This is a genomic window from Paenibacillus sp. FSL R7-277 (genome assembly GCF_000517965.1).
Lineage (GTDB): Bacteria > Bacillota > Bacilli > Paenibacillales > Paenibacillaceae > Paenibacillus_AQ > Paenibacillus_AQ silagei.
The window spans coordinates 177,905-201,869 of record NZ_ASPX01000115.1; the positions used below are offsets into that span (position 1 = coordinate 177,905).

Annotated in this window: 15 protein-coding genes; 11 read left to right on the forward strand and 4 right to left on the reverse strand. The window is 54.6% G+C overall.

Features of this window, described 5'->3' with window-relative positions:
- Nucleotides 1–9 precede the first annotated feature (9 nt).
- From C173_RS28710 to C173_RS28720, 3 genes are read left to right on the forward strand one after another with little or no spacing between them, the layout of a single operon-like run.
- Complete coding sequence (locus C173_RS28710; protein ID WP_036731671.1) at nt 10–768, forward strand: IclR family transcriptional regulator; 759 nt, start codon at nt 10–12, stop codon at nt 766–768.
- A 41-nt stretch (nt 769–809) separates the two neighbouring features.
- On the forward strand, nt 810–2,789 hold the full coding sequence (locus tag C173_RS28715; RefSeq protein ID WP_081751386.1) for a YjhG/YagF family D-xylonate dehydratase: 1,980 nt from the start codon (nt 810–812) through the stop codon (nt 2,787–2,789).
- On the forward strand, nt 2,786–4,372 hold the full coding sequence (locus C173_RS28720; protein WP_036731673.1) for a glycoside hydrolase family 43 protein: 1,587 nt from the start codon (nt 2,786–2,788) through the stop codon (nt 4,370–4,372). Before C173_RS28715 ends, C173_RS28720 begins: the two co-directional genes overlap by 4 nt.
- 530 nt (nt 4,373–4,902) lie before the next feature.
- On the opposite strand, the gene C173_RS28725 is transcribed toward C173_RS28720, so the two are convergent.
- Together C173_RS28725 and uxuA are read right to left on the reverse strand one after the other, a co-directional pair.
- Nucleotides 4,903–6,519, reverse strand: coding sequence for a mannitol dehydrogenase family protein (locus C173_RS28725; protein ID WP_036731675.1), 1,617 nt, complete (start codon nt 6,517–6,519; stop codon nt 4,903–4,905).
- The gene (gene uxuA / locus C173_RS28730; RefSeq protein ID WP_036731677.1) at nt 6,519–7,595 is read right to left on the reverse strand and encodes a mannonate dehydratase; all 1,077 of its coding nucleotides are present in this window, start codon (nt 7,593–7,595) and stop codon (nt 6,519–6,521) included. The genes C173_RS28725 and uxuA overlap by 1 nt, the downstream gene beginning before the upstream one ends.
- Nucleotides 7,596–7,822: 227 nt before the next feature.
- Here uxuA and C173_RS28735 point away from each other — a divergent pair, with 227 nt between their 5' ends.
- Complete coding sequence (locus tag C173_RS28735; protein ID WP_036731680.1) at nt 7,823–8,476, forward strand: GntR family transcriptional regulator; 654 nt, start codon at nt 7,823–7,825, stop codon at nt 8,474–8,476.
- Nucleotides 8,477–8,683: 207 nt separating this feature from the next.
- On the opposite strand, the gene C173_RS28740 is transcribed toward C173_RS28735, so the two are convergent.
- Nucleotides 8,684–9,589 carry an AraC family transcriptional regulator gene (locus C173_RS28740; RefSeq protein ID WP_036731682.1) on the reverse strand — a complete coding sequence of 302 codons (906 nt, stop codon included), beginning with the start codon at nt 9,587–9,589 and terminating at the stop codon, nt 8,684–8,686.
- A gap of 185 nt (nt 9,590–9,774) precedes the next feature.
- On the opposite strand from C173_RS28740, the gene C173_RS28745 reads away from it, so the two are divergent.
- The 7 genes from C173_RS28745 (at nt 9,775) to C173_RS28775 (ending at nt 22,457) form a co-directional block, all read left to right on the forward strand.
- Entirely contained in the window at nt 9,775–11,859 is a 2,085-nt protein-coding gene (locus tag C173_RS28745) for an alpha-glucuronidase family glycosyl hydrolase (protein WP_036731685.1), read from the forward strand.
- A gap of 32 nt (nt 11,860–11,891) precedes the next feature.
- Nucleotides 11,892–12,686, forward strand: a complete 795-nt coding sequence (locus C173_RS28750) for a Nif3-like dinuclear metal center hexameric protein (RefSeq protein WP_036731687.1) — start codon at nt 11,892–11,894, stop codon at nt 12,684–12,686.
- A 298-nt stretch (nt 12,687–12,984) separates the two neighbouring features.
- Nucleotides 12,985–15,273, forward strand: a complete 2,289-nt coding sequence (locus C173_RS28755) for an AraC family transcriptional regulator (RefSeq protein ID WP_036731689.1) — start codon at nt 12,985–12,987, stop codon at nt 15,271–15,273.
- A 173-nt stretch (nt 15,274–15,446) separates the two neighbouring features.
- Nucleotides 15,447–17,057, forward strand: a complete 1,611-nt coding sequence (locus tag C173_RS28760; RefSeq protein WP_036731692.1) for an extracellular solute-binding protein — start codon at nt 15,447–15,449, stop codon at nt 17,055–17,057.
- Nucleotides 17,058–17,141: 84 nt separating this feature from the next.
- Nucleotides 17,142–18,050 carry an ABC transporter permease gene (locus C173_RS28765; protein WP_036731695.1) on the forward strand — a complete coding sequence of 303 codons (909 nt, stop codon included), beginning with the start codon at nt 17,142–17,144 and terminating at the stop codon, nt 18,048–18,050.
- A gap of 12 nt (nt 18,051–18,062) precedes the next feature.
- Complete coding sequence (locus tag C173_RS28770; protein ID WP_036731696.1) at nt 18,063–18,941, forward strand: carbohydrate ABC transporter permease; 879 nt, start codon at nt 18,063–18,065, stop codon at nt 18,939–18,941.
- Between the two features lie 24 nt (nt 18,942–18,965).
- On the forward strand, nt 18,966–22,457 hold the full coding sequence (locus C173_RS28775; RefSeq protein ID WP_036731698.1) for a sugar-binding domain-containing protein: 3,492 nt from the start codon (nt 18,966–18,968) through the stop codon (nt 22,455–22,457).
- Nucleotides 22,458–22,624: 167 nt separating this feature from the next.
- Here C173_RS28775 and C173_RS28780 read toward each other — a convergent pair whose 3' ends face one another.
- Nucleotides 22,625–23,950: a sugar phosphate nucleotidyltransferase gene (locus C173_RS28780; protein ID WP_036731700.1), complete on the reverse strand. Its 1,326-nt coding sequence runs from the start codon at nt 23,948–23,950 to the stop codon at nt 22,625–22,627.
- Nucleotides 23,951–23,965: the final 15 nt, after the last annotated feature.

Consider the following 23,965-nt stretch of genomic DNA (forward strand, 5'->3'; position numbering starts at 1 on the left):
AATGAAGGTGTGGACCAGAAGTACTGGGTTCCGGCATTGGAACGGGCTGATCTGATTCTTAAGGCCATCTCAAGACAGACCGGAGCGCTCAAAATGACAGATCTCTGCGAGGAGACCGGCATTAACAAAAGCTCGATGTTCTCGCTGCTGCGCACAATGGAGACTCTGGGGTGGGTGGTGAAGGATGCGGGCGAGAGGTATGTGCTTGGCGCCGGGATCTCCTATTATAATACCGTCTATAATGATTCTCTTAAGCAGAATATGAATCTGGTAGAGCGGTTTCTGGCAGAGTCGGTGCAGAGTGTCGGGGCGGTGGGGGAGACCTTTCAGCTGTCGGTGCTGGACCGCGATGAGATTATTTATCTGGCCAAGCAGGAGGGGCAATCCCTGGTAAGGCTGGAGTCCAGCCCCGGGATGCGGTTTCCGGCACATGCGACGGCGATGGGCAAGATGATGCTGGCGCTGCTGCCGGAGGGAGAGCTGGAACGGCGTTATTCCGGCAAAAGCTTATCCGCAGTCACCTCACATACGCTGACGGATTGGGCTGAATTCACAGCGGCCTTGGCCGATATTCGCAGAACTGGCTATGCTTTGGACCGCGAAGAGATTATCCAAGGCATCAGCTGCGCCGCTGCACCGGTACTGGATGCCTCAGGCAAGGCTGTTGCCGCTGTCAGTACTTCGATGCTTCAGCATGCCTTCACCGCGAAGCAGGAAGCTGCTGTCCGGGAGGTAGCCCTGCTTGCGGCGAAGCTCTCGTTGTCATAGACATCTGGGCACATTCATTCTGAGGGAGAGAAGGGATTCATATGAAATTGACCGTACAAGAGATTATGAAGGAAGACATCATCGAAGCTGTTCCGGTACATACCGCTGCGGAAGGTCCGGCAGGCCAGCTGCCGATCACCGGGGAGGTGCTGCGGAATGCGCCGAGCGGAGAGATTTTTGGGATGACACAGAATGCCGGGATGGGCTGGAATCCGTTGCTGCTGAACCGGCCCCAGTACCTGATTCTCGGAACGATGGGCGGCATCCGGCGTGAGGACGGTACTCCGCTGGCGCTCGGATACCATACCGGTCACTGGGAGATCGGCGTGATGATGGAAGAGATTGCGGAGGAGCTTACCGCGAATGAGGGGATTCCGTTCGCCGGTTATGTCAGCGATCCCTGTGACGGCCGTTCCCAGGGAACCACAGGCATGTTCGATTCCCTGCCTTACCGCAATGATGCGGCCATCGTGCTGCGGCGGCTGATTCGTTCACTCCCTACCCGCAAGGGTGTGCTTGGCGTAGCTACCTGCGACAAAGGCCTGCCCGCCATGCTGCTGGCTCTTGCCGGTATGCATAAGCTGCCGGGAGTTATCGTCCCCGGCGGCGTAACCCTTCCGCCGGTGGAGGGGGAAGACGCAGGTAAGGTACAGAGCATCGGGGCACGGTACAGCAACGGAGAGCTATCCCTCGAAGAAGCGGCGGACCTCGGCTGCCGGGCCTGCGCGACGCCGGGCGGAGGCTGTCAATTCCTCGGCACCGCCGCGACCGCCCAGGTGATCGCAGAGGCGCTGGGCATGGCGCTGCCGCACTCGGCCCTGTCCCCATCGGGGCAGCCGATCTGGAAGAACATCGGCCGCCAGTCGGCCCGGGCCCTTCAGCACCTGGATCAGAACGGAATCGTCATGAGCGATATTCTGACAGATCAGTCGATCCAGAATGCGATGGTGCTGCACGCTGCCTTCGGCGGTTCAACGAATCTGCTGCTGCATCTGCCGGCCATCGCCCATGCCGCCGGGCTGAAGGTTCCGACTGTCGAGGACTGGAACCGGGTGAACCGGATGGTTCCGCGCCTCGTCAGCGTACTGCCGAATGGTCCAGTACCGCATCCGACAATTCGGGTGTTCCTGGCAGGGGGCGTTCCTGAGGTGATGCTCCATCTGCGCAAGCTGGGACTGATTGACGAGTCCGTGCTGACGGTGACCGGGCGGACACTGGGCGAGAATCTGGATTGGTGGGAGAGCTCAGAGCGCCGGACGGAGCTGCGCCAGCGGCTGCTGGAAGCGGACGGCGTAGACCCGGATTCCGTGATCATGAGCCCGGAGGAGGCCAAGCGCCAGGGCATGGCGTCCACCATGACGTTCCCGGTCGGGAATCTCTGCCCGGAAGGAGCGGTCATCAAATCGGCCGCGATCGATCCTGCCGTTCTGGACAGCGAGGGTGTCTATCGCCATACCGGACGAGTGAAGGTGTTCACCACAGAGAGAGCCGCCATCCGCAGTATCAAGCTGGGTATGGTTCATGCCGGGGATATTCTGGCCGTTATCGGCCGCGGACCGAGTGGAACGGGGATGGAGGAGACTTATCAGCTCACCTCGGCGCTCAAGCATCTGCCTTACGGCAAATATGTCACGCTGATCACGGATGCCCGCTTCTCCGGCGTATCCACCGGTGCCTGCATCGGCCACATGGGTCCTGAAGCGCTGGCTGGCGGCCCGCTCGGCAAGCTGCGCGATAATGACTGGGTGGAAGTGCGGATTGATACCGTGAGTCTGGAAGGAAGCGTGAATCTGGTCGGAGAAGGAGATGAGCCGCTGACCAAGGAAGCGGGAACGCTGATTCTGGCTTCGCGGACGCCGCATCCGGGCCTGGCGGTAGACCCGGGTCTGCCGGAGGACACCCGGCTGTGGGCTGCTTTGCAGGCGGCCAGCGGCGGAACCTGGAAGGGCTGCATTTACGACACTGACAAAATCATTGCCTTACTGGAAGCAGGACGGCAAGCATTGGAGGAGAAACTATGAGCCGAAATCTGATTCATAATCCGATTCTGCGCGGATTTCATCCGGACCCGTCGATCTGCCGGGCTGGAGATGACTACTACATTGCTACTTCAACCTTTGAATGGTTCCCCGGCGTGCGGATTCATCATTCGCGCGATCTGGTGAACTGGCGGCCGCTTACGTATGCGCTGACCCGCAGCTCGCAGCTCAATATGGAAGGGGACCCTGATTCGGGCGGCATCTGGGCACCTTGCCTCACGTACGACAATGGACTCTTTTATCTGATCTATACCGATGTCAAAAGCCGCCAGGGTGCCTTCAAGGATACACCTAACTATCTGGTGACTGCGGAGAATATCGAAGGCCCCTGGTCAGAGCCTGTGTACCTGAACAGCAGCGGTTTCGACCCTTCGCTGTTCCATGATGAAGACGGGCGCAAATGGCTGGTCAATATGCTGTGGGATTACCGTACCGGCCGCAACAGCTTTGCCGGTATTGTGCTCCAGGAATATTCGGTGGAAGAGCAGCGCCTGGTCGGACCGGTTACTCCGATCTATAAGGGAACGGAGCTGGCCCTAACCGAAGGCCCGCATCTGTACCGCAAGGACGGCTGGTATTATCTGATTACCGCTGAGGGCGGTACGCAGTATGATCATGCGGTGACCGTAGCCCGCGCCAAGCAGATTGAAGGTCCCTATGAGACCGCTCCGGTTAATCCGCTGCTGACCTCGGCAGGCAACCCTGAACTGCCGCTGCAAAAAGCGGGCCATGCCAGCCTGGTCGAGACCCAGACCGGTGAATGGTACATGGTCCATCTGTGCGGCCGTCCGGTCAAGGACAAGTACTGCAATCTGGGCCGGGAGACTGCGATTCAGCGCGTCGAATTCACCGCCGACGGCTGGCTGGCCTTGTCCGGGGGCGGAAACGCTCCAGCGCTGACGGTGGAGGGACCGGATCTTCCGGCGCATCCTTTTGCCGCAGCCGCTCCGCGTGACGACTTCGAGGCTCCGCAGCTGGATGTCCGCTGGAGCACGCTCCGCGTGCCGGCTGATGAATCCTGGCTCTCGCTTCAGGAGCGTCCGGGCTATCTGCGTCTGAAGGGCAGGGAGTCGATGAGCTCCATGCACCGCCAGAGCCTGGTCGCCCTGCGTCAGCAGGCCTTCCGCTGCAGCGCCGAGACCTCGGTCGACTTTGAGCCGGAGCATTTCCAGCAGATGGCCGGCCTGATCGTCTATTACGACACGAAGGATTACCTCTATCTGCGGATCACGCACGATGAAGTCCTCGGTGGCCGAACCCTGGGACTCATCCGCTCCAAGGACGGGGTCTATGAAGACACCCTGACACCTGAGATTCCGTTGCCTGCCGGAGTAAGCGTGTCGCTTAAGATCATCATCGACGGCGAGTTCGCCCAGTTCTATTACAAGGTTAGCGAATCCACTTGGGAGCAGATCGGCCCGGCCCTGGAAATCTATCATCTGTCCGATGACTTCCCGGCCTATATCCGTTTTACCGGAACTTTCATCGGTATATGCGCCCAGGACCTCAGCGGCACGCTGCATCCGGCGGATTTTGATTACTTTGAGTATCTGGAGCAGGAGTAGGGCGGCCTATACCTGGAGCATCGAAAAGGATGCTCCCATGAGACTCCATGAGACTAAGGCTGAAAGGGAAAAATCCCACTGATTCCGCCGAAAGCGGCCGACGGGAGTAATTGAAAGGGATAAATCTCACTGATTTATCCAGATGCGCGCCAACTGAGTTAATGAGGAGCATAAGTGCCCCTGAATCCCTGAAAAGTTGGCTAAACGAGCAAATGAGGGGCAAAAGTGCCCCTGAATCCCTGAAAAGTTGGCTAAACAAGTAAATGAGGAGCACAAGTGCCCCTGAATCCTCCGGAAGCGGGCAAAGTGAGTAAATGAAGAGCAGAGTGCCCGCCAGCGCGGGCCAACTTCCGCAGTCTAGTGTGATTTGGTGCAGCAGAAACGCAACACTCAGCTAAGCAGACCGGTTTATACATTATCACCCTGCCACCGACATCCTTACAACGCTCACCATACAAGAAAGGCTAGGCCCTCCTTTTTCAAGGAGGGCCTGGTCTTTCTACTTATATTCGACGCGTATCCGCCCACACTCAGGCCGTATACTTCTCCAGCGTAGCTCTTACCGCGCCCGGACCAGCCAGCATCTCGGTGAACATGCCCTCGATAGTCCCGCCGAGTCCGGCGGCGTACAGGTCCACGCCGAAGATGGCCTGGTCCTCCAGCACCGCGCGCACGCCAGCGGCCGTGGCAGCATCCGCGCCCAAGGCAACGCCTGCAAGCCGCGCTTGCAGCGATTCCAGCAGCGGATCGGAACTGAGTGTGAACGCAGCGCCTTCATCGTTCACGCCGAGCAGATAGCGGCACCAGGCGGCAATCGCTAGCGGTATAGCGGTCAACTCCCTAGGGTCGAGATCCCCACGCCGGATGTACGACTTGATCGTCTCGCCGAAGCGGATGCCGACCTTCTGTGAAGTATCGGTGGCGATCCGTTGCGGAGTGTCAGGGATGAACGGATTGGCGAACCGTTCCTGCAGCACCTCGTCCAGGAATTGCTTCGGACTCAGGATGCCGGGATCAACCACAACCGGCAGGCCTTCCTTGTAGCCGATGGTCTCCACGAGCTTGCGAAGCGTGGCGTCCTTCATCTCATCGGCAATGAGCGTGTAGCCGAGCAGACAGCCGGTTACCGCCAGCGCCGTATGCAGCGGGTTGAGGCAGGTGGTTACCTTCATCGTCTCCACGTTATTAACCGTGTCGCGGTCCGTGAAGATAATACCGGCTTCTTCAAGCGCCGGACGTCCGTTGGTGAACTTATCCTCAATGACCAGATACTCGCTGATCTCCGCGTTAACGAAGGGAGCAGTGTACGTGTTCTTAGAGGTGACGATCACATCCATGCCGCCGATTCCCTGTTCCAGCAATGCTGCCTGGACGGATTCGGACGGGCGCGGGGTGATTTTGTCGATCATGGACAGCGGGAAGGTGATCTTCTGCTCATCCTCCAGGTAAGCCACGAACCCTTCCTCTACAAGACCTTTGGCGGCCCATTCCTTGGCGATGGTAACCATGCCGTTCTTCAGCTTGTCGCCGTTATGCGAGCAATTGTCCATGCTGACGAAGGTCATCGGGTACTGGCCCTTCAGGTAACGCTTGTAGGCGAAGGAAGCCACGATGCTCATAGCATGAACCGGATGCTCCGGCCCGCCGGCGATGTCCTTCTGCACAATGCCAAGGTACTGCCCATCAGGACCCGCCAGGGAATATCCCTTCTCCGTAATCGTGAAGCTCGCCATCTGCAGACTGGGATTCTCGAAAATCTCAGTCAGGCGGCTGTAGTCCGCTTCCCTCGTCTTATCTGCGGTGATGCCTTCGACAATGCTGCTGACGATCCGCTTCTGGAAGTCGCCGGCTGCATTCATCAGCACCAGCAGGGTCAGATTATCGTAAGGCTTATAGACCTTGTCAATCATCTCGAAGTCGAAGGTCTCGGCGGCGATGATGCCGGTATCGGCCTTGCCGCTGTCCAGCAGCTTCTGGTGCGCATTCGCCACGAAGCCTCTGAAAATATTCCCCGCCCCGAAGTGAACCCACTCCGGCTTCTCTAACGTATTCTGCGCTACCGCTGCGAAATCGAACTGCGGCAGCTCTACCCCTGCGGCTTCCCAGGCTTCCCGGTCCGCGATGCTGCTTCTGCTCAGACTCAGCATTACTTGGCCCCCTTGACATTCTCCAGGCTGTCCCATAAGCCGAGCAGATACATGATGCCCATCGCTCTGTCGTAGAGGCCATACCCCGGACGGCAGTTCTTTTCCTCGCCCCAGAGATGTCTGCCATGGTCGGGACGCACATAACCGGTGAAGCCGCTCTCATGATACGCCTTAACAACCTCCGCAACATCTACGCTGCCATCACGGCCCCGGTGGGATACCTCAATGAAGTCGCCGTTCTCGAACACCTTCACATTACGGATATGGGCAAAATAAATCCGGTCGTGGAACTCGCGGATCATCGCTGGAAGATCATTCTCCGGGTTGGTGCCGAGAGAGCCGGTGCAGAAGGTCAGGCCGTTATACGGGCTGTCCACCATGTCCAGGAAGCGGCGGATCGTATCGCGGCTGCGGATAATGCGCGGCAGTCCGAAGATCGGCCAGGCCGGATCATCCGGGTGAATCGCCATGCGGATATCCACTTCTTCACACACCGGAATGATGCGCTCCAGGAAATATTTCAGGTTGTCGAACAGCTTATCTTCGGTAACGTCAGCATAGGCCGCGAACAGCTCATCCAGCTTGGCCAGCCGCTCCGGCTCCCAGCCAGGCATCGTGAATTGTCCGGCGCCCTTCAGGATACGGTCCACCATGTCGCGCGGATTATCGGTAATGGCAGCCTTTTCATAAAAGAGGGCGTTCGAGCCGTCCGGCAGCTCCTTGTACAGCTCGGTACGGGTCCAGTCGAACACCGGCATGAAGTTGTAGCAGATGACCTTGACGCCAACCTTGGCGAGCTTGCGTATGGTATCGATATAGATGTCAATGTATTTGTCGCGGGACGGCAGTCCGATTTTGATATCATCATGAACGTTGACGCTTTCAACAACCGCTGTACTGAAGCCCTTGGCTGTGATCTGATCGGCAACCTTCTGGATGTCTTCCATCTCCCAGACCTCACCGGCCACCTTGTGGTGCAGCGACCATACGATGCCCATAACGCCCGGGATTTGACGGATGTGGTCAAGAGTGATGTTGTCATTGCCCTCGCCGTACCATCTCCAAGTCATATTCATTATCATTTTCCTCCTTAAGTAAGATAAGCATAAATACAAATGATAACCATTCGAAGCCTTGTGACAATTGACCTTACAGAACCAGCGTTACATGTGGCATAATCTTGTATACAAGATGGGATTCGTAATGATCATAGAATATGCGTTCATCTTTGTCAATGAAATTCATATCCCTTTTCTATATAATGGGGGGAAGAACAATCCCGAACAGAAAGTTGGTCTATTCCATGACTTCCAAAAAAGAAATAATGGCCTACCTCAAGCAGGAGATTCTCTCCCTTGAGCTGAAGCCGGGGGCGATGATCAGTGAGACGGCTCTGTCCGAGCGCTTCCAGCTGTCGCGGACGCCGATCCGTGATGTGCTGAAGCAGCTGTCCCTGGAGCAATACGTCGATATTTATCCCAAAAAAGGCAATCTCGTATCCTTCATAGACCTGGAGTCCGTGGAACAGATTATCTACCTGCGCAATGTGCTGGAGAAGGAGATTATGAAATCGCTGGCCGGGAATATCCCGCTTAAAGGGCTGCATGAGCTGAGGGACAACCTTGCGCAGCAGCAGAAGTGTATTGAGCAGGCGGAGGGAGCAGAGGTGTTCCTGCAGCTTGATGACCAGTTCCACCGCACCATGTTCGGCCTGGCCGGGCGCGAATTCCTGTGGGGTGTGCTCCAGCAGTTCAATGTGCACTATATCCGCTACCGGAAGCTGCACATGCTGAAGGATGAGAAGCTGGCCGCCATCCGGCAGGAGCACCAGCAGCTGCTGGATTATATCGTGCAGGGGGACACCGCCGGGATCGACGAGCTGCTGCACCACCATCTGCGGGCGGATATCGACTCCAAGAACCTCCAGGAGCATTTCGCCACGTATATCAAAAAATAGGGCTGGCCTTCAGCAAGCCCCGCCCGCAATAGCGCAAAAAGCCCGCCCTCATCAACGATGAAGGCAGGCTTTTACTAAAAATATAAGAACTTATAGGTTGCACACGATAACTTATCCTTCTATTTCTCGCTGAAACGGTACCGTCCTTTAAAAGGACGGCGAAGCCGCTTCTACTTGATATACAGCTGTACAGGCTCCGCGCTCTGCCTAGCTCCTGCCCTCGCGGTATTCCCGCGGCGACTGGCCGCTCCAGCGCTTGAACTGTCTGCTGAAATGGGCGATATCGCGGTAGCCGAGCAAGCCGGAGATCTGGCTGACGCTCAGGCTGTGGTCATCCAGCAGTACCTTGGCTTCATGCAGCATCTGCTCAGACAGGTAGACGCGGGGGGAGAGGCCGAATACCTGGCGGAAGACCCGGTAGCAGTGCGAGGGGCTGATCCCCAGCTCAGCGGCGATGTCGTCAACGCCATAATGGCTGTCATAGGGTACCTCCTGCTTGAACTGCTGATAGACCAGCCCCTGGAGACGGCTGCGGATCTGGTGGGCCAGCTCGATCCGCTCATAAGTGCCCGGGGAGGAATTGTCAGCCTCCAGGGAGAAGACCTCCCAGAGCTGGGCGAACAGCTCGAAGACGGCAGACTGCAGCCTCATGCGCTGGGAGATCGTGATGCTGCCGGAGCCGGAGGTGGAAATCTCCACCAGCCTGCTGAGGAGCGGTCCTAATCTGTGGGCAACATTGCTCTCTGAGGTGAATAATACATGATTCAACCGGCTGAGAAGTGAAATGAACAGCTTGTCATCAATATCGAAATGGATGCAGAAATAGGTGAAGGCCCCGCCGTTTCCGCTGCGGCTGGAGTGGATGTCGCCCGGCCTCAAGAGGACCAGATCCCCGGCGCGCTGAAGGTAGCTGTTGTTGTTGACGGTGAGCAGCTGCTCTCCTTCAAGCACATAATTGAATTCATATTGGGGATGGGCGTGCTGCGGATAATCCCATTCCCCGCTCACCTTGCGCAGATGCATGCCGAACAGGTTGAGCGTGGTTTTCACATCCGGGATGATAGTTTCACTAAGGCTTTGCCCCGGGACCGGCGGTTCAAAAGCTGCAACCAATAGGATCGCCCCCTGATACTTTGCGTTCTCTTGATAGGGATGTACACTTGTTATTAGTATACAGGATTCTGCTTGATTTGGGTAAATATTAGCGTGATTTGACAATGTTCCGGGGCTGCGGCTGCGTGGTAGGATGAACCTGAATGAAATCTAGTATACAAGATGTATGCAGAGGAGATATGGACATGAGACAACAATCCGGGAATGAGTATGCTGCACAATATGACAGCGGATACAATGCGTGGTTAAGCTATCCTAAGCTTCAACAAGGCCCCCTATATAAGCAATATGCGAAATGGTGCGGAGCAGTATCCGTTACAGAAGGCGGGGAGACCATCCAGGCTGCACTTCAGGAATGGACAAGAGGCATTGCCTCACTATTGGACCTTGAGGCTGTCTCCAAGCCGCAGCTGGAAGATTTCGGTGTGGCCTTCGGCACCTTCACGGGTGATCATCCGCTGCTCCAGGGCTTGTTCGAGGACAAGACCGTCCAAGCTGTAGGAGCAGAAGGGTTCGCCATCCGAACCAGCCAGTCCCTTAAATGCATCGCTGTAGGGGCTTCCTCCCAGGCAGGTGTGTTATACGGCGTCTTCCATCTTTTGCGCCTGATTGCCAGCGGCAAGGACATTGAGAATCTGGATGAAATAGTGAATCCTGTGAATTCGCTGCGGATGATTAATCACTGGGATAATTTCGACGGCAGTGTGGAGCGCGGCTATTCCGGCAGATCCTTCCTGTATGAGAATAACCAGTTCACGAAGGATATGGACAGAATTACAGACTATGCGCGGCTGATGTCCACCGCCGGCATTAACGCAATAGCGATCAACAACGTGAACGTTCATGCGCTGGAGACGCTGTTTATCTCCACCTATCTGCCTGATGTGGCAAGAATCGCCGATATCTTCCGCATCTATGGCATCCGGCTGTTCCTGTGCGTGAACTTTGCCGGACCTATGCATGAAGGGGAAGTGGGTACGGCAGATCCGCTGGATGCAGGGGTGCGGGAATGGTGGAAGTCGAGAGCAGCCGACATCTATGCTGCTATTCCCGATTTCGGCGGCTTCGTGGTCAAGGCCGATTCGGAGAACCGTCCCGGCCCGTTCACTTACGGACGGAACCATGCAGACGGGGCCAACATGCTGGCGGAAGCCCTGGAGCCTTACGGCGGCATCGTGATCTGGCGCTGCTTTGTATACAACTGCAAGCAGGACTGGCGTGACCGCAAGACAGATCGGGCCAGAGCGGCTTATGATCATTTCAAGCCGCTTGACGGCCAGTTCCATGATAACGTCATTCTGCAGATCAAGAACGGCCCGATGGATTTCCAGGTCAGAGAGCCGGTATCTCCGCTCTTCGGTGCCCTGGAACGGACGAACCATGTGATCGAATTCCAGATCGCCCAGGAATATACCGGACAGCAGCGCCATGTCTGCTATCTCGTTCCGCAGTGGAAGGAGATTATGGAATTCGATACGCAGGCCAAGGGCGGTCCGGCCCCAGTTAAGCGGATCGTTGACGGATCACTGTGGGGCAACCGCCTGAGCGGGATTGCGGCGGTATCCAATGTGGGCAATGACCGCAACTGGACCGGCCATCTGCTGGCTCAGGCGAATCTCTACGGCTTCGGCCGGCTGGCCTGGAATCCTGAGCTGAGTGCGGTGGAGATTGCGGCCGAATGGATCGCCTTGACATTCGGCACGGACACAGCGGTTGCCGGAGTGATCAGCCGGATTTTGCTGGACTCCTGGGAGATCTATGAGTCTTATACATCGCCGCTTGGCGTAGGCTGGATGATCAATCCCGAGCATCACTACGGCCCGAATGTGGACGGCTATGAATATTCAATGTGGGGCACCTACCACTATGCCGATCATCAGGGCATCGGGGTAGACCGGACCGTGGCGACAGGCACAGGGTACAGCGCCCAGTATATGGGCAGCAACGCCGTACGTTATGATTCCCTGGAGGAATGCCCGGATGAGCTGCTGCTGTTCTTCCATCATGTGCCGTACACTCATGTGCTGCATTCCGGCAAAACCGTGATCCAGCATATTTACGATACGCATTTCGAAGGTGCAGAGCGTGCCGAGGGGCTGCTGGACGCATGGGGCGGACTGAAGGGCAGCATCGCAGAAGGCCTGTACACTCAGGTGGAGGAACGCCTTAAGGGGCAGGCGGCTCATGCCAAGGAATGGCGCGACCAGATTAATACGTATTTCTTCCGCAAGAGCGGGATTGCAGATGCATTGGGACGGACTATCTATTAAGTTATAGGTAACAACAAGGAGGAGAAGATCTCATGGCACTGACGTTCAGTGATGTGATGGAGCATTTAGCCGCAGGGATACAGCTGCCCGTGAATACGGTGGATAAGCTTGAGCCGGACGCTGCGGGAACAGAAGTGCAGGGAATCGTGACTGCCTTCGCCGCTTCACAATATGTAGTGGAGCAGGCGGCCCGGCTTGGCGCCAACCTGGTGATCACGCATGAAGGTGTATTTTATAGCCACCAAGGTCACGGTAGCGCGCTGGAGCAGGATTCCGTCTACCAGGAGAAGTCTGCACTGATTTCAAGCAGCGGGGTAGGCATCTACCGCTTCCATGACACGATACACCGCTATGCGCTGGACGGGATCGTGGAAGGACTGCTGCAGGAGCTGGAATGGGAAGCCTATGTGGAGCGGCATCTGCCCGAGGTGTCGATCCTCTCCATTCCTGAGATGACCGTTTCCGGGGTTGCAGAGTATCTGAAGCAGAAGTTGAATATCCCTTATGTCCGCGTTGCCGGGAACCTCTCCGCCACCTGCTCCAGAGTGGGGGTACTGGTCGGTTACCGGGGGAATGGCCATTCGGTCATCCCGATGTATGAGCAGGAGTCGCTTGATCTGGTCATCGCCGGTGAAGGGCCCGAATGGGAGGTGCCTGAGTATATCCGCGATGCGGTCCGGCAGGGCAAGGACAGGGCACTCATCATGCTCGGCCATGCCGAGAGCGAAGCGCCGGGAATGAAGCTGCTGGCGGCGCGGCTGGCCCGGCAGTTCCCGGATGTGCCGGTGCATTACATTCAGGAGCAGCCCGTATTTCAGATTGTATAACTGGAGAAACCTCTTTGAAGGTGTAAGACCAAGGGACAATGGCTGTCCCTTCAGGTCTTCTGCCGGCAAAGGGGTTTTTAGTGTTCAACTGGATTGTTCGGCCGGATTGCGCACTACAGCGGTCTTGTTTACAAATTGTCGATGTGTTTCATATTGCGGATTGCCCGCCGGGCTCAACTATCATATAGTGGAATTCTATATGAGGTGAACTTGAAAACTTCACAAAAAAGGCAAAGTAACGAAGGTGAAGTCCGATCCATCCAGAATCCAGATAAGCAACAGTAAGGGAGCACAGCAGATGAATTACAAGCGCTTTAGGTTCAGTAAGAGTATAGCCTTTAAATGGATCGTCTCCTATTCTGTGATCATGCTTATCCCGCTTATTGTTAGCGCTATCATCTATCTGCAGACAAAACAGATTGTTGAGTATGAGATTGAACGTGCAGGCAGCGCCATGCTTAAGCAGATGCAGAATACAGTAGACAGCGAGATTAATCAGGCTGAGAAGCTGGCCATGCAATTATCCATTCATAGCAGTGTGAATAAATACTTAACACTTACACCTGAGACTGAGGGAGCAGGGGCCTTTCAGATCTATCAAACCCGGCAGGAACTGAGCAAGTACAAATCCGCCAATGATTTCATTGATGGAATCTATCTGTATTCTAGCAGTCTGGACAGGGTGCTGACGGATGAGACGTATACAGACAGTGAAGCCTTTTATGCGATGAACAGCACGATGATCGGCTTGACCTATGAAGAATGGCTGGCGCAGCTGAACGGTGAGAGTGACATTAGCGAGGCCCCCATGCCGTTTATCAAATTTAGGCGCTGGGAGAATAAGGTTGTAATGATGAAGCCGTTCACCAGCAGCGTTGCTGACAATGGACTAAAGGGGATGCTGGTTCTGCCGCTGAACGGCAGCAAGATTCAGAGCATGCTGCAGAATGTGGACTGGGTGAATAACGGCGAGGTCTACATTGCCGATGATCATAATCAGATTTTATTTCAGAATAACGAAGCTGCTCCGCAGCTAGCTGTGCCGGACGCCCGGGCTGGGGATGAGACAGCAGGCACTTCGTTCCAGGATATCGCCGGTACGGAGAATATGGTATCCTTCATCGATTCCGATAACACCAAGTGGAAATATATCAGTGTGTTTCCTTCAAGCGTATTTTGGGAAAAAGCGCGGCATATCCGCAATTTGAACCTGCTGGGACTATTTATCAGCTTTTTGATCGGGACGGTGGTCATCTCCTACTTTGCCCGCAAGAATTATAATCCTGTCCGCGAGCTGGTTAATATGTTCTCTCCCTCCACAGATGAGCAGACACAGCGGGTGCTGGATGAATTCTCATTCATCCGGGAGAGCGCCTTGGCTACTATTCGGGAGAGGGATGACATTAACAGCCAGCAATTCAGGCAGCTGCGTGTGTTGCAGACCTACTACTTATCAAGGCTGCTCAAAGGGCAGGTGGAAGATGGATTATCACTGGAGGAAGCGGCGAGAGTCCATCACTTCCAGTGGGATTCGGAGGATTTTGCGGTACTTCTATTCTACATTCAGGCCAACGGAGAAGGCAGTCCGTCGCCAAGCCTTTCCAATTTCATCGTGTCCAATATCATTATGGATTTCACAGGTCCGAATCACGGCCTGAGCTTCACCGAAATGGACGGTATGCTGGCGGCGGTGATGAATATTAACACCGGCCGCTCCGGCAACTGGAAGGAGGATATTGAAGAGGCGCTGGGCCAAACCCTGGATTTCATTCAGCAGAAATACGGTCTGCAGATTGCGATGGCTGGCAGCGGGCTGCTTCATGGGATGGGCAGGTTGCATCAGGGATATCTGCAGGCGTTGGAGGCTCAGGAATACCGGCTGGTGCTGGAAGAGAATATATCAATCTGGTATGGGGATATTGAACCACAGGAGACGGATTATTATCTGACAATCAATGATGAAGTTGTATTTATTAATCTGGTCAAAAGCGGTGAATTTGAGAAGGCTGCGGTGATGGCAGATGAGATTCTGGCCCGCTTCTTCGGTTCCCAGGCGTCCATAGAGCTTGTGAGATATGCCATGATTGATTTAACCAGCTCCATTATGAAGGCTGTCCCGCATGAAACGAAGCGCTCGAAGCTATGGGAGGAATGGCGTCCGATGAAAAGGCTCTTGGCCTGCTCCACCCGCGCAGATTTTCGTCATGAGCTGACAGAGCTGATCCAAATGGCTTGCAGCAAAGCCACGGAGAAGCTTGCACTGGTCTCAAATTCGGGAATCGGAGACGAGGTATCTGCCTATGTGCAGAATCATTATGCGGATATCAATCTTAGTGTGTCCATGATTGGTGCCAACTTCGGCATCACTCCGCAATATGTGTCCCGGTTGTTCAAGGAACAGACGGGTCAGGGGCTGCATGATTACATCAGTCAGGTTCGTACTGCCGAGGCCAAAAAATTGCTTCAGGAAGGAGTCACCATTGAGGAGGTTTCTTCCCGTGTGGGCTTCTCCAGCAGCAGTGCGTTCATCCGGGTATTCAAAAAATATGAAGGCATCACACCTGGGAGGTTCAAAACTCTGCAATAAACAAACCGGATACCCAATTTCTCTACAGGAGGATAGAAGCAGGCTGATTCTATCCTCTTTTGCGTTTTTAACAATGGATTCCGCATTTTGAATATTGTTTGTATACAAGATTCAGCTTACATTGTAGAGGCATCAAGTCGTTAACTAAACATATAACGGAGGTCGAATTAGCGATGAAATTATTTGGAACGAACAGGCTTCACAAACCGGTTGTCGTTTTGTTAGGTCTCACATTGCTGGCTTCAGGCTGCAGCAGTTCCAGGAATGTGAACAATGAGAGCGCTCCAAACACATCTGCAGGGAACGCCCCTGCTTCAAATGAAGCCGCTGCAGATTTCACTTATCCGATGACGGGCGGAATAGAGCTGACTTATATGAACGAACAGCTGGGAGGCACGCCGGAACGTCTGCCGGTCGATGACGAATACGAGAAACGCACAGGAATCATCATCAAACAGCTGGGCGGAACACCCATGACTGATCAGAAGTTCAGTCTGCTGCTGGCATCAGGTGAACTGCCGGATATCTTCCTGAATACATGGCTGCAATATCCGGGCGGTCCTGACAAGGCTGTAGAGCAGGGATATATTCTGAAGCTTAATGATCTGATTGAGCAATACGCGCCTAACCTGAAAAAGACCCTCCAGGAGCACCCGGAAATTGACAAAATGATCAAAACGGATGACGGCACCTACTATGCCTTCCCGTTCATCCGCTCGGAAGCCGGACGTGTCTATGGCGGGCCGATTATCCGTCAGGATTGGCTGAAAGAGCTGAATCTCAGCATCCCGGAAACGATTGAAGAGTGGCACACCGTATTGACTGCTTTTAAAGAGAAAAAGAATGCTGCCTCCCCTGTAACCTTTCGCACGATGTTTTTGGGTGAACGAACAGGCGGATTCGCCGGAGCCTTCGGCGTGATGGGGAACTTCTATGTCAATGATGGAAAAGTAGTGTACGGCTATCTGGAGCCGGGCTACAAGGATTACCTGACTACGATGAGCCAGTGGTACAAAGAAGGGCTGATCGACAAGGATTTCGCCTCTATTGATGCAGCTACAGTCGATAAAAAAATGACTTCAAATGTAAGCGGTGCAACGATTGGCTGGCAGTACTATATTGAGAAATATAATTCAGCCGTACAGCAAACTGATCCGAAGGCTGACTTCGTAGCCGCTCCATACCCGTCTGCTGTCAAAGGTGGACTTCCGGAGTTCGGACAGCTGGATAATGCCTATGCGGGGACAAGCTCGGCGGCCATCTCTGCCACCACCAAGAATGTCGAAGCTGCCATGCGCTGGCTGGATTATGCTTTTACCGAAGAAGGCAGAATGCTGAATACCTATGGGGTTGAAGGCACTACTTACACGCTCAAAGACGGAAAGCCCGTATATACCGATCTTGTAGTTAAGAATCCGGAGGGCCTCGGCAGTGATCAGGTCATGTCCAAATATTCTCACGGTACCAACTTCCCGATGATTCAGCAGGACAACAACCTGCCGGCAAAATATCCGGCAACTACTGAATCCATCGGCATTTGGAAACAGACCAATCATGAGAGCCACCTGCTTCCTCCGGTAACACCAACTGCCGAAGAAGCGGATGAAATGAGCAGTATTATGAACGATATCAACGCCTTTGTGAAAGAAACGGAGATTAAGATCATCCTGGGTACCGAATCTGTTGATAAATACGATCAAGCTGTTCAGCAAATGAAGGATCTGGGCATCGAGCGCGCACTGGAAATTCAACAAGCGGCCTACGAACGTTATTTGAACCGCTAACTAAACTTATAACGGCAGGGGCTGCTACAGAGAACAGATACGGGCAGTCCCTGCGTTAAACATTGCAGCAAAGGAGAGGGAAATATGCTGAAAACCAGACTGGGAAAAGACTTACTGCGCAATAAATGGCTGTATCTGATGATGCTGCCTGTCATCCTGTATTATGTTTTGTTCCACTATGTTCCGCTTTACGGAACGATTATTGCCTTCAAGCAATTTGTGCCTTCCCAAGGAATATGGGGCAGTGAATGGGTGGGGTTCAAGCACTTTGAAGCTTTTTTTTCGAGTATTTACTTTTTCCGCGTAATTAAGAACACCGTTCTGTTAAGCTTCTTCAATCTGCTCATCGGATTTCCGGCACCGATCATTCTGGCCTTGCTGCTAAATGAATTGAAAAGCCCGCTTTTCCGCCGGATCACTCAGACTATTACCTACATGCCGCATTTTATTACACTAGTAGTTGTGGCGGGAATTGTGCGCTACTTCACCTTATCGGATGGTTTGATTAACGATGTCATTGCCTATTTTGGCGGCACCCGGATCTCATTTCTGCAACAGCCCGAGTCCTTCCGCCCCATCTACATAATCAGTGAGATCTGGCAGCAAATCGGCTGGGGAACAATCATCTATCTGGCAGCCATCACCGGCATTGACCAGCAGCAGTATGAGGCTGCCAAAATCGACGGAGCGACCAAGGTTCAACAGATCCGCCACGTTACCCTGCCCGGCATTCTGCCTACGATTATGATTATGCTGATCCTGGCACTCGGAAATATTATGAATGTCGGATTTGAGAAAATCATTCTGTTATACAGCGCCAGTATTTACGAGACGGCTGATGTCATATCCACTTTTGTTTACCGTAAAGGGATTCTGGAATTCAGCTACAGCTACAGTGCGGCGGTAGGTCTGTTCAACTCCGTCATCAATTTCACCATTCTGCTGCTCGCTAACTCTTTCAGTAAACGTGCAAGTAAAAACAGTCTTTGGTAAGGGGGGACAACTATGATTAAAGCATCGCTCGGTGAACGAATCTTTGATATTTGCAATTCGATTATTATGGTGCTTATGATTATTCTGACACTTTATCCTATGCTGTATATTTTGTTCTCCTCGTTAAGTGACGGGAACCGCCTGATCTCCTTCGATGGCATTCTGCTCTGGCCGCAAGGCTTCTCGCTGGCAGCTTACAAGGCGGTGCTTAACAACCCAGTCATTCTGACCGGCTTCAAAAATACACTGTTCATCCTGGTGGTGGGACTTGGCATTAACATGACGCTTACCTCCCTGGGCGCTTATTTCCTGTCACGGGAAGGGGTCATGCTGCAAAAGCCGATCATGTTTTTCATTGTATTCACCATGTTTTTCCAAGGGGGACTGGTGCCTTTCTATCTGATCGTGAAATCCTATGGCCTGCTCGACAGCCTCTGGGCGCTGATTCTGCCTACGGCAGTTAGTACGTTTAACCTAATCATCATGCGCACTTATTTCATGGCGATTCCGAGGGAGCTGGAGGAGTCCGCTTTCCTGGACGGTGCAGGTCACTTCACGATCCTGTTCCGCATCTTCATTCCGCTGTCTATGCCAGTTGTCGCTGTGCTGATCCTGTATTATGGCGTAGGCCACTGGAACAGTTGGTTTAACGCGATGATCTTCCTGCGGAACCAGAGCCTGTTCCCGATCCAGCTTGTGGTCAGAAATATCATTCTTGAGAACGATAATGCCAGCATGCTGGGCACCACAACACTGCTCCATAGCCGGGATGTGACCGAGACGCTGAAGTATGCAGCAATTATCGTGAGTACAGCCCCAATCCTGGTGCTGTATCCGTTCCTGCAGAAGTATTTTGTTAAAGGCGTGATGGTAGGGGCATTAAAGGGGTAGGACTATCAAGGGGGAAGTGCAGCAATGAGTCTAAAAAGGAAACTCAGCAAGGGGTGGCAATTCAGCAAGCAACCGCTTTATTCGGAGCTCGCCAAGGTAGCCGCAGATAAGGAATGGATGCCGGTTACGCTGCCGCATGACTGGCTGATCTATGATACTCATAATCTCTATGAGAACGGAGAGGGCTGGTACCGCACCAGCCTTAAGTTCGATAAAGTGCCTGCCCATGAGCTCGTTTCCCTGCGTTTTGAAGGAGTGTATATGAACTCCACATTATACGTGAACGGGCAGGAGGCGGGGGAGTGGAAATACGGATATTCTACCTTTGAATTCGATATTACCCCGTACCTGATAGAGGGAGAGAATGAAATATATATGCGTGTGATCCACGAATCTCCCAATTCCCGCTGGTACTCCGGGGCTGGAATCTACCGTCCGGTCTGGCTGAAGACGACACCGAAGACGCATATTGCCGCTGACGGGATCTATATTGCAGCCAGAGCAGCGGAAGGTGATACCTGGACGGTGGATGTCGATGTGGAGCTGCGTATCGCAGACGAAGCTGCGGCACAGGGAACGAAGCTGAAGCTGCGGCACAGCATTCTGGATGCGCAAGGAGCGGTAATTACCGGGCACATCACGGAGGTGCCTATGCAGGCCGGGAGGACCGTACACTGCCTGAGCCGCCTGACTGTTGACCAGCCCTTGCTATGGGATATTTCCAGTCCCCATCTCTACACTCTGCAAACCGAACTGCTGGCTGAGGATGAAGTGATTGAAGTGGAGAAGGAGAGGTTCGGCTTCCGGACCCTGGAGCTGGACAGTGACAAGGGCCTCTTCCTCAACGGCCGTCATGTCAAAATAAACGGAGTCTGCCAGCATCACGACCTGGGCGCTCTGGGGGCTGCTGTGAACAAGGCGGCGCTGCGCCGCCAGCTCGTCCTGCTGCAGGAAATGGGGGTTAACGCCATCCGTACCGCGCATAATATGCCGGCGACAGAGCTCATGGAGATGGCCGATGAAATGGGGCTGCTGATCGTATCAGAAGCCTTCGACATGTGGGAGCGCAGCAAAACGCCTTATGATTACGCACGCTTCTACCCGCAGTGGTGGAAGCGCGATGTGGCCAGCTGGGTGCGGCGTGACCGGAACCGTCCAAGCCTGCTGATGTGGAGCATCGGCAACGAGATTTATGATACCCATGCGGACAGCCGGGGCCAGGAGCTTACCCGCGAGCTGCAGGCTGAGGTGCTGATCCATGATCCGCGGCGCAATGCGTTCGTCACCATCGGCTCGAACTATATGCCCTGGGAGAATGCGCAGAAATGCGCCGATATCGTTAAGGTGGCGGGCTACAATTATGCGGAGAAATATTATGAGCAGCATCACCGTGAGCATCCGGACTGGATCATCTACGGCAGCGAGACCTGCTCGACCGTACAGAGCCGGGGAGTCTACCATTTCCCGCTGGCCCAGTCCGTGCTGGCCGATGATGACCAGCAGTGCTCCTCCCTCGGGAACAGCTCTACCAGCTGGGGAGCCAAGAGCACGGAGGCCTGCATCACCGCAGACCGGGATGCCGCCTTCTCGCTGGGGCAGTTTCTCTGGACCGGCTTTGACTATATCGGGGAGCCTACCCCGTATCACACCAAGAATTCGTATTTCGGGCAGCTGGATACCGCAGGCTTCCCTAAAGACTCCTATTATATTTATCAGGCGGAATGGACGGATTACCGTACACATCCGATGGTTCATATCTTCCCGTACTGGGACTTCTCTCAGGGTCAGCTGATTGATGTGCGTGTCTGCTCCAATGCTCCGCGCATCGAGCTGTTCGTGAATGAAATCCCGCAGGGCATTGTGGAGATTGATCATGTTCACGGGCATAAGCTGCTTGGAGAATGGCAGCTGCCTTATGCGGAAGGTGTTCTGCGGGCTGTAGCTTATGATGAGCAGGGGGAGGTTATTGCCACAGATCAGATTTCCTCTTTCGGAGATGCAGCGTCGATTGTCCTTACTCCCGACAAACAGATAATTACGGCAGACGGTACGGATCTTATCTTTGTAACGATCAGCACCCTGGATCAGGAGGGGCGTCCGGTAGCGAATGCCAATAACCGGGTCCGTCTCCGTATTGAAGGCCCCGGACGGCTGATCGGTCTGGATAACGGGGACAGCACGGACTATGATTCCTACAAAGGCGTCAGCCGCCGGTTGTTCAGCGGTAAGCTGCTGGCAGTGATTGCCGGTACACTGGAGGCTGGAACAATTACGCTGCGGGCAGCTTCGGAGGGACTAGCTTCCGCCGAGCTTACGCTGCAATCGGTGCTGCCGGCACCGGGAACGGCTGCCGGGGATGAGCTGTATCTGTATGCGCACAATCCGCTGGAGGCAGATGCGGCATCCGGATATCCGGAGAGTGGACGGGATGGAGAGATCCCGGTCCGCAAGCTGGAGATTATCTGTCCCGAAGGCAATGTTCTGACACCGGAGCAGCCGTCGCTTCCCGTCCGCGTCAAGCTTCATCCACAGGGTGCCTCCTGGCAGGATGTCGAGTGGCGGCTTACGAACGCTGCCGGGATTGATGCCAATATTGCTGCCATGGAGACGGATGGGCATGAGGCGGTCATTACGGCTCTCGGTGACGGAGATGTATATATCCGCTGCGGAACAGCCAATGGCGCTGACGGAATACGGCTCTATTCACAAATGGAATTCAGGCTGACAGGCTTTGGTCAAGCTTATCTGAATCCGTATGAATTTGTCTCCTCCGGGTTCAGCAGCAGCCACAGCCGGAATCTGACCAATGGCAATGAACGGGGTGTTGCCACTGCCCGCGAAGGGGAGAGCCGGATCTGCTTCGAACGGATTGACTTCGGGGAGTATGGGGCTGATGAGATTATTCTGCCAATCTTCTCGCTTGATGATCAGGAATTCCCGATTGAGATATGGGAAGGCGTGCCCGGGCAGCCTGGTGCCGAGCGGCTCACCACCATGACTTACCAGAAGCCATCCCGCTGGAATGTATATCAGGAAGAACGTTATACGCTTCCCAGACGGCTGACGGGTATCACCTCTCTGTCCTTCGTGCTGCGCAAGAAGATTCATCTGAAGGGCTTCTACTTTGTCCGTAAGCCTAAGGCGTTCGAGCGTCTGAATGCCCTGGCCAACACTGCGGTCTACGGGGATACCTTCACCCTAACTGAAGATGCCGTCGAGGGAATCGGCAACAATGTGTCGCTTATATTTGCCGGAATGGACTTCGGCGGAGCGGAAGGCTCACGGGTGGTAATCTGCGGACGCTCAGCGCTTGCGAACAATACACTGCAGATCCTGTTCAGCGGTTCCGGCGGCGAAACGAAGCAACTGATAGAATTCGCCGGAAGCGGCAGCTACATTGAGCGTGAATTCACCCTGGAGCCGCCGGTCAGCGGCAGCGGGACGGTTACCTTCCTGTTCCTGCCGGGCAGCCGGTTTGACTTCAAATGGTTCCAGTTCCTGCCGCCGTCCGTCTAGAATCTGCGCAATACAGTGATCCGTCCGCAGCACTCCTGCTCCTAACATAGTGGGCAACAGCCTTCACCACTAATAAGGGATATCGTAAACGGCCAGCTATTCTGGCGTTTGCGATATCCCTTTTGCCTGTGGCGGCGGGATCTGCGAAGAAGCCCTGGAGCTTCATATCAGCAGCCGTACACCCGCCCGTCGTCTCCTCCTTCGCCAGTCCGTACCTCGATCAGCTTCATTGCACTGAAAGCTCTGAGCGTATGCTGTTGCCCCCGGGCTATTGTATAGATCCCGCCTGCCGCTGCTTCAGCTGCGCATCCATCCACCCATACCTCTCCGTGACCGGACACAATCATCCAGGACTTGGCACAATGCTCACAGGTCATCTCAGGTATGTTATGGCCCGGCAGCAGGCTAAGCATTGCCGTAAGGACAATCCGGGAGCCGTCTGATTCCCGGTCCAGCACGGTATAGCTGCCCCAGCCTGTTTCACCATACCTCGGCTGCGTTACTGAATTCTCCGCCAGAATATCCTTGATGGTGTTAGCGTCCTTCTTATCTGCGATCAGGATGCCTTCGGGACCGGCTATGGCGACTATACCGGAGACCCCAATGACATGCAGCGGCACCTCCAGCTCGTTAATAAGGTGACTGTCTCCGCATTCTCCCCATAGCCCGCCTACTCCAATGACCTGTGAGGGCAGCCGGGCCGTCAGCGTATCCCAGCTTCCCAGGTCGGACCATTCTCCTTCATGCCGTAAGACAACAGCCTTGGTGTTGCGTTCTGCCACTTCCTTGTCGAAGCTGCGCACCGGGAGCTCTGGATACAGTGCGGTTAATACTGCGAATTCCACAGGCAGCCCCAGCCTCTCCAGATGCTCCAGCAGGAAGCTGAGCCGCGCAGCGAACACCCCGCAATTCCATAAGGCCTTCTCCTGCATCAACTCCAGGGCTTTAACTTTATCCGGCTTCTCTGCAAAAGATAGTACCGGAGCATACCCGCCATCGTCCTCCTGTGCCGGGACGATATAGCCGTATTGCTCTGAGGGATAGGAAGGCCTCGTTCCAAGCAGGAGGAGTTCGGCCCCAGAATCGGCCAGAAGTGCCTCGAATTGATGGAACTGGCGGAAGAAATCATCATCCGCATACATGTCTGCCGGAGCGATACAGATGATGTCCTCCGGCTGTGCCTTTCCGGTGGCAAGCAAGTGCAGCGCGCCGAACGCGGCAGCAGTAAAGGTACCGCGCTTGCACGGCTCTCCGATTACCGGATAATTGCTTCCGGTATACCGCTGCGTGAGGGCTACCTGCTCCTGATGGGCCACGAGCAACAGGGATTTATCCAGTCCGGCCTGACTGAGCTGACGGCATACCCGCCCGATCATGGATTCTGTGCCCCCGCCCGGTGCAGGCAGCAGCTGCAGGAACATCTTGGAGCGGATGCTGCCGGACAGAGGCCACAGCCGCTGGCCGGAGCCGCCGCACAGAAGAATAGTATGCATCACGTTTCTTGCCTC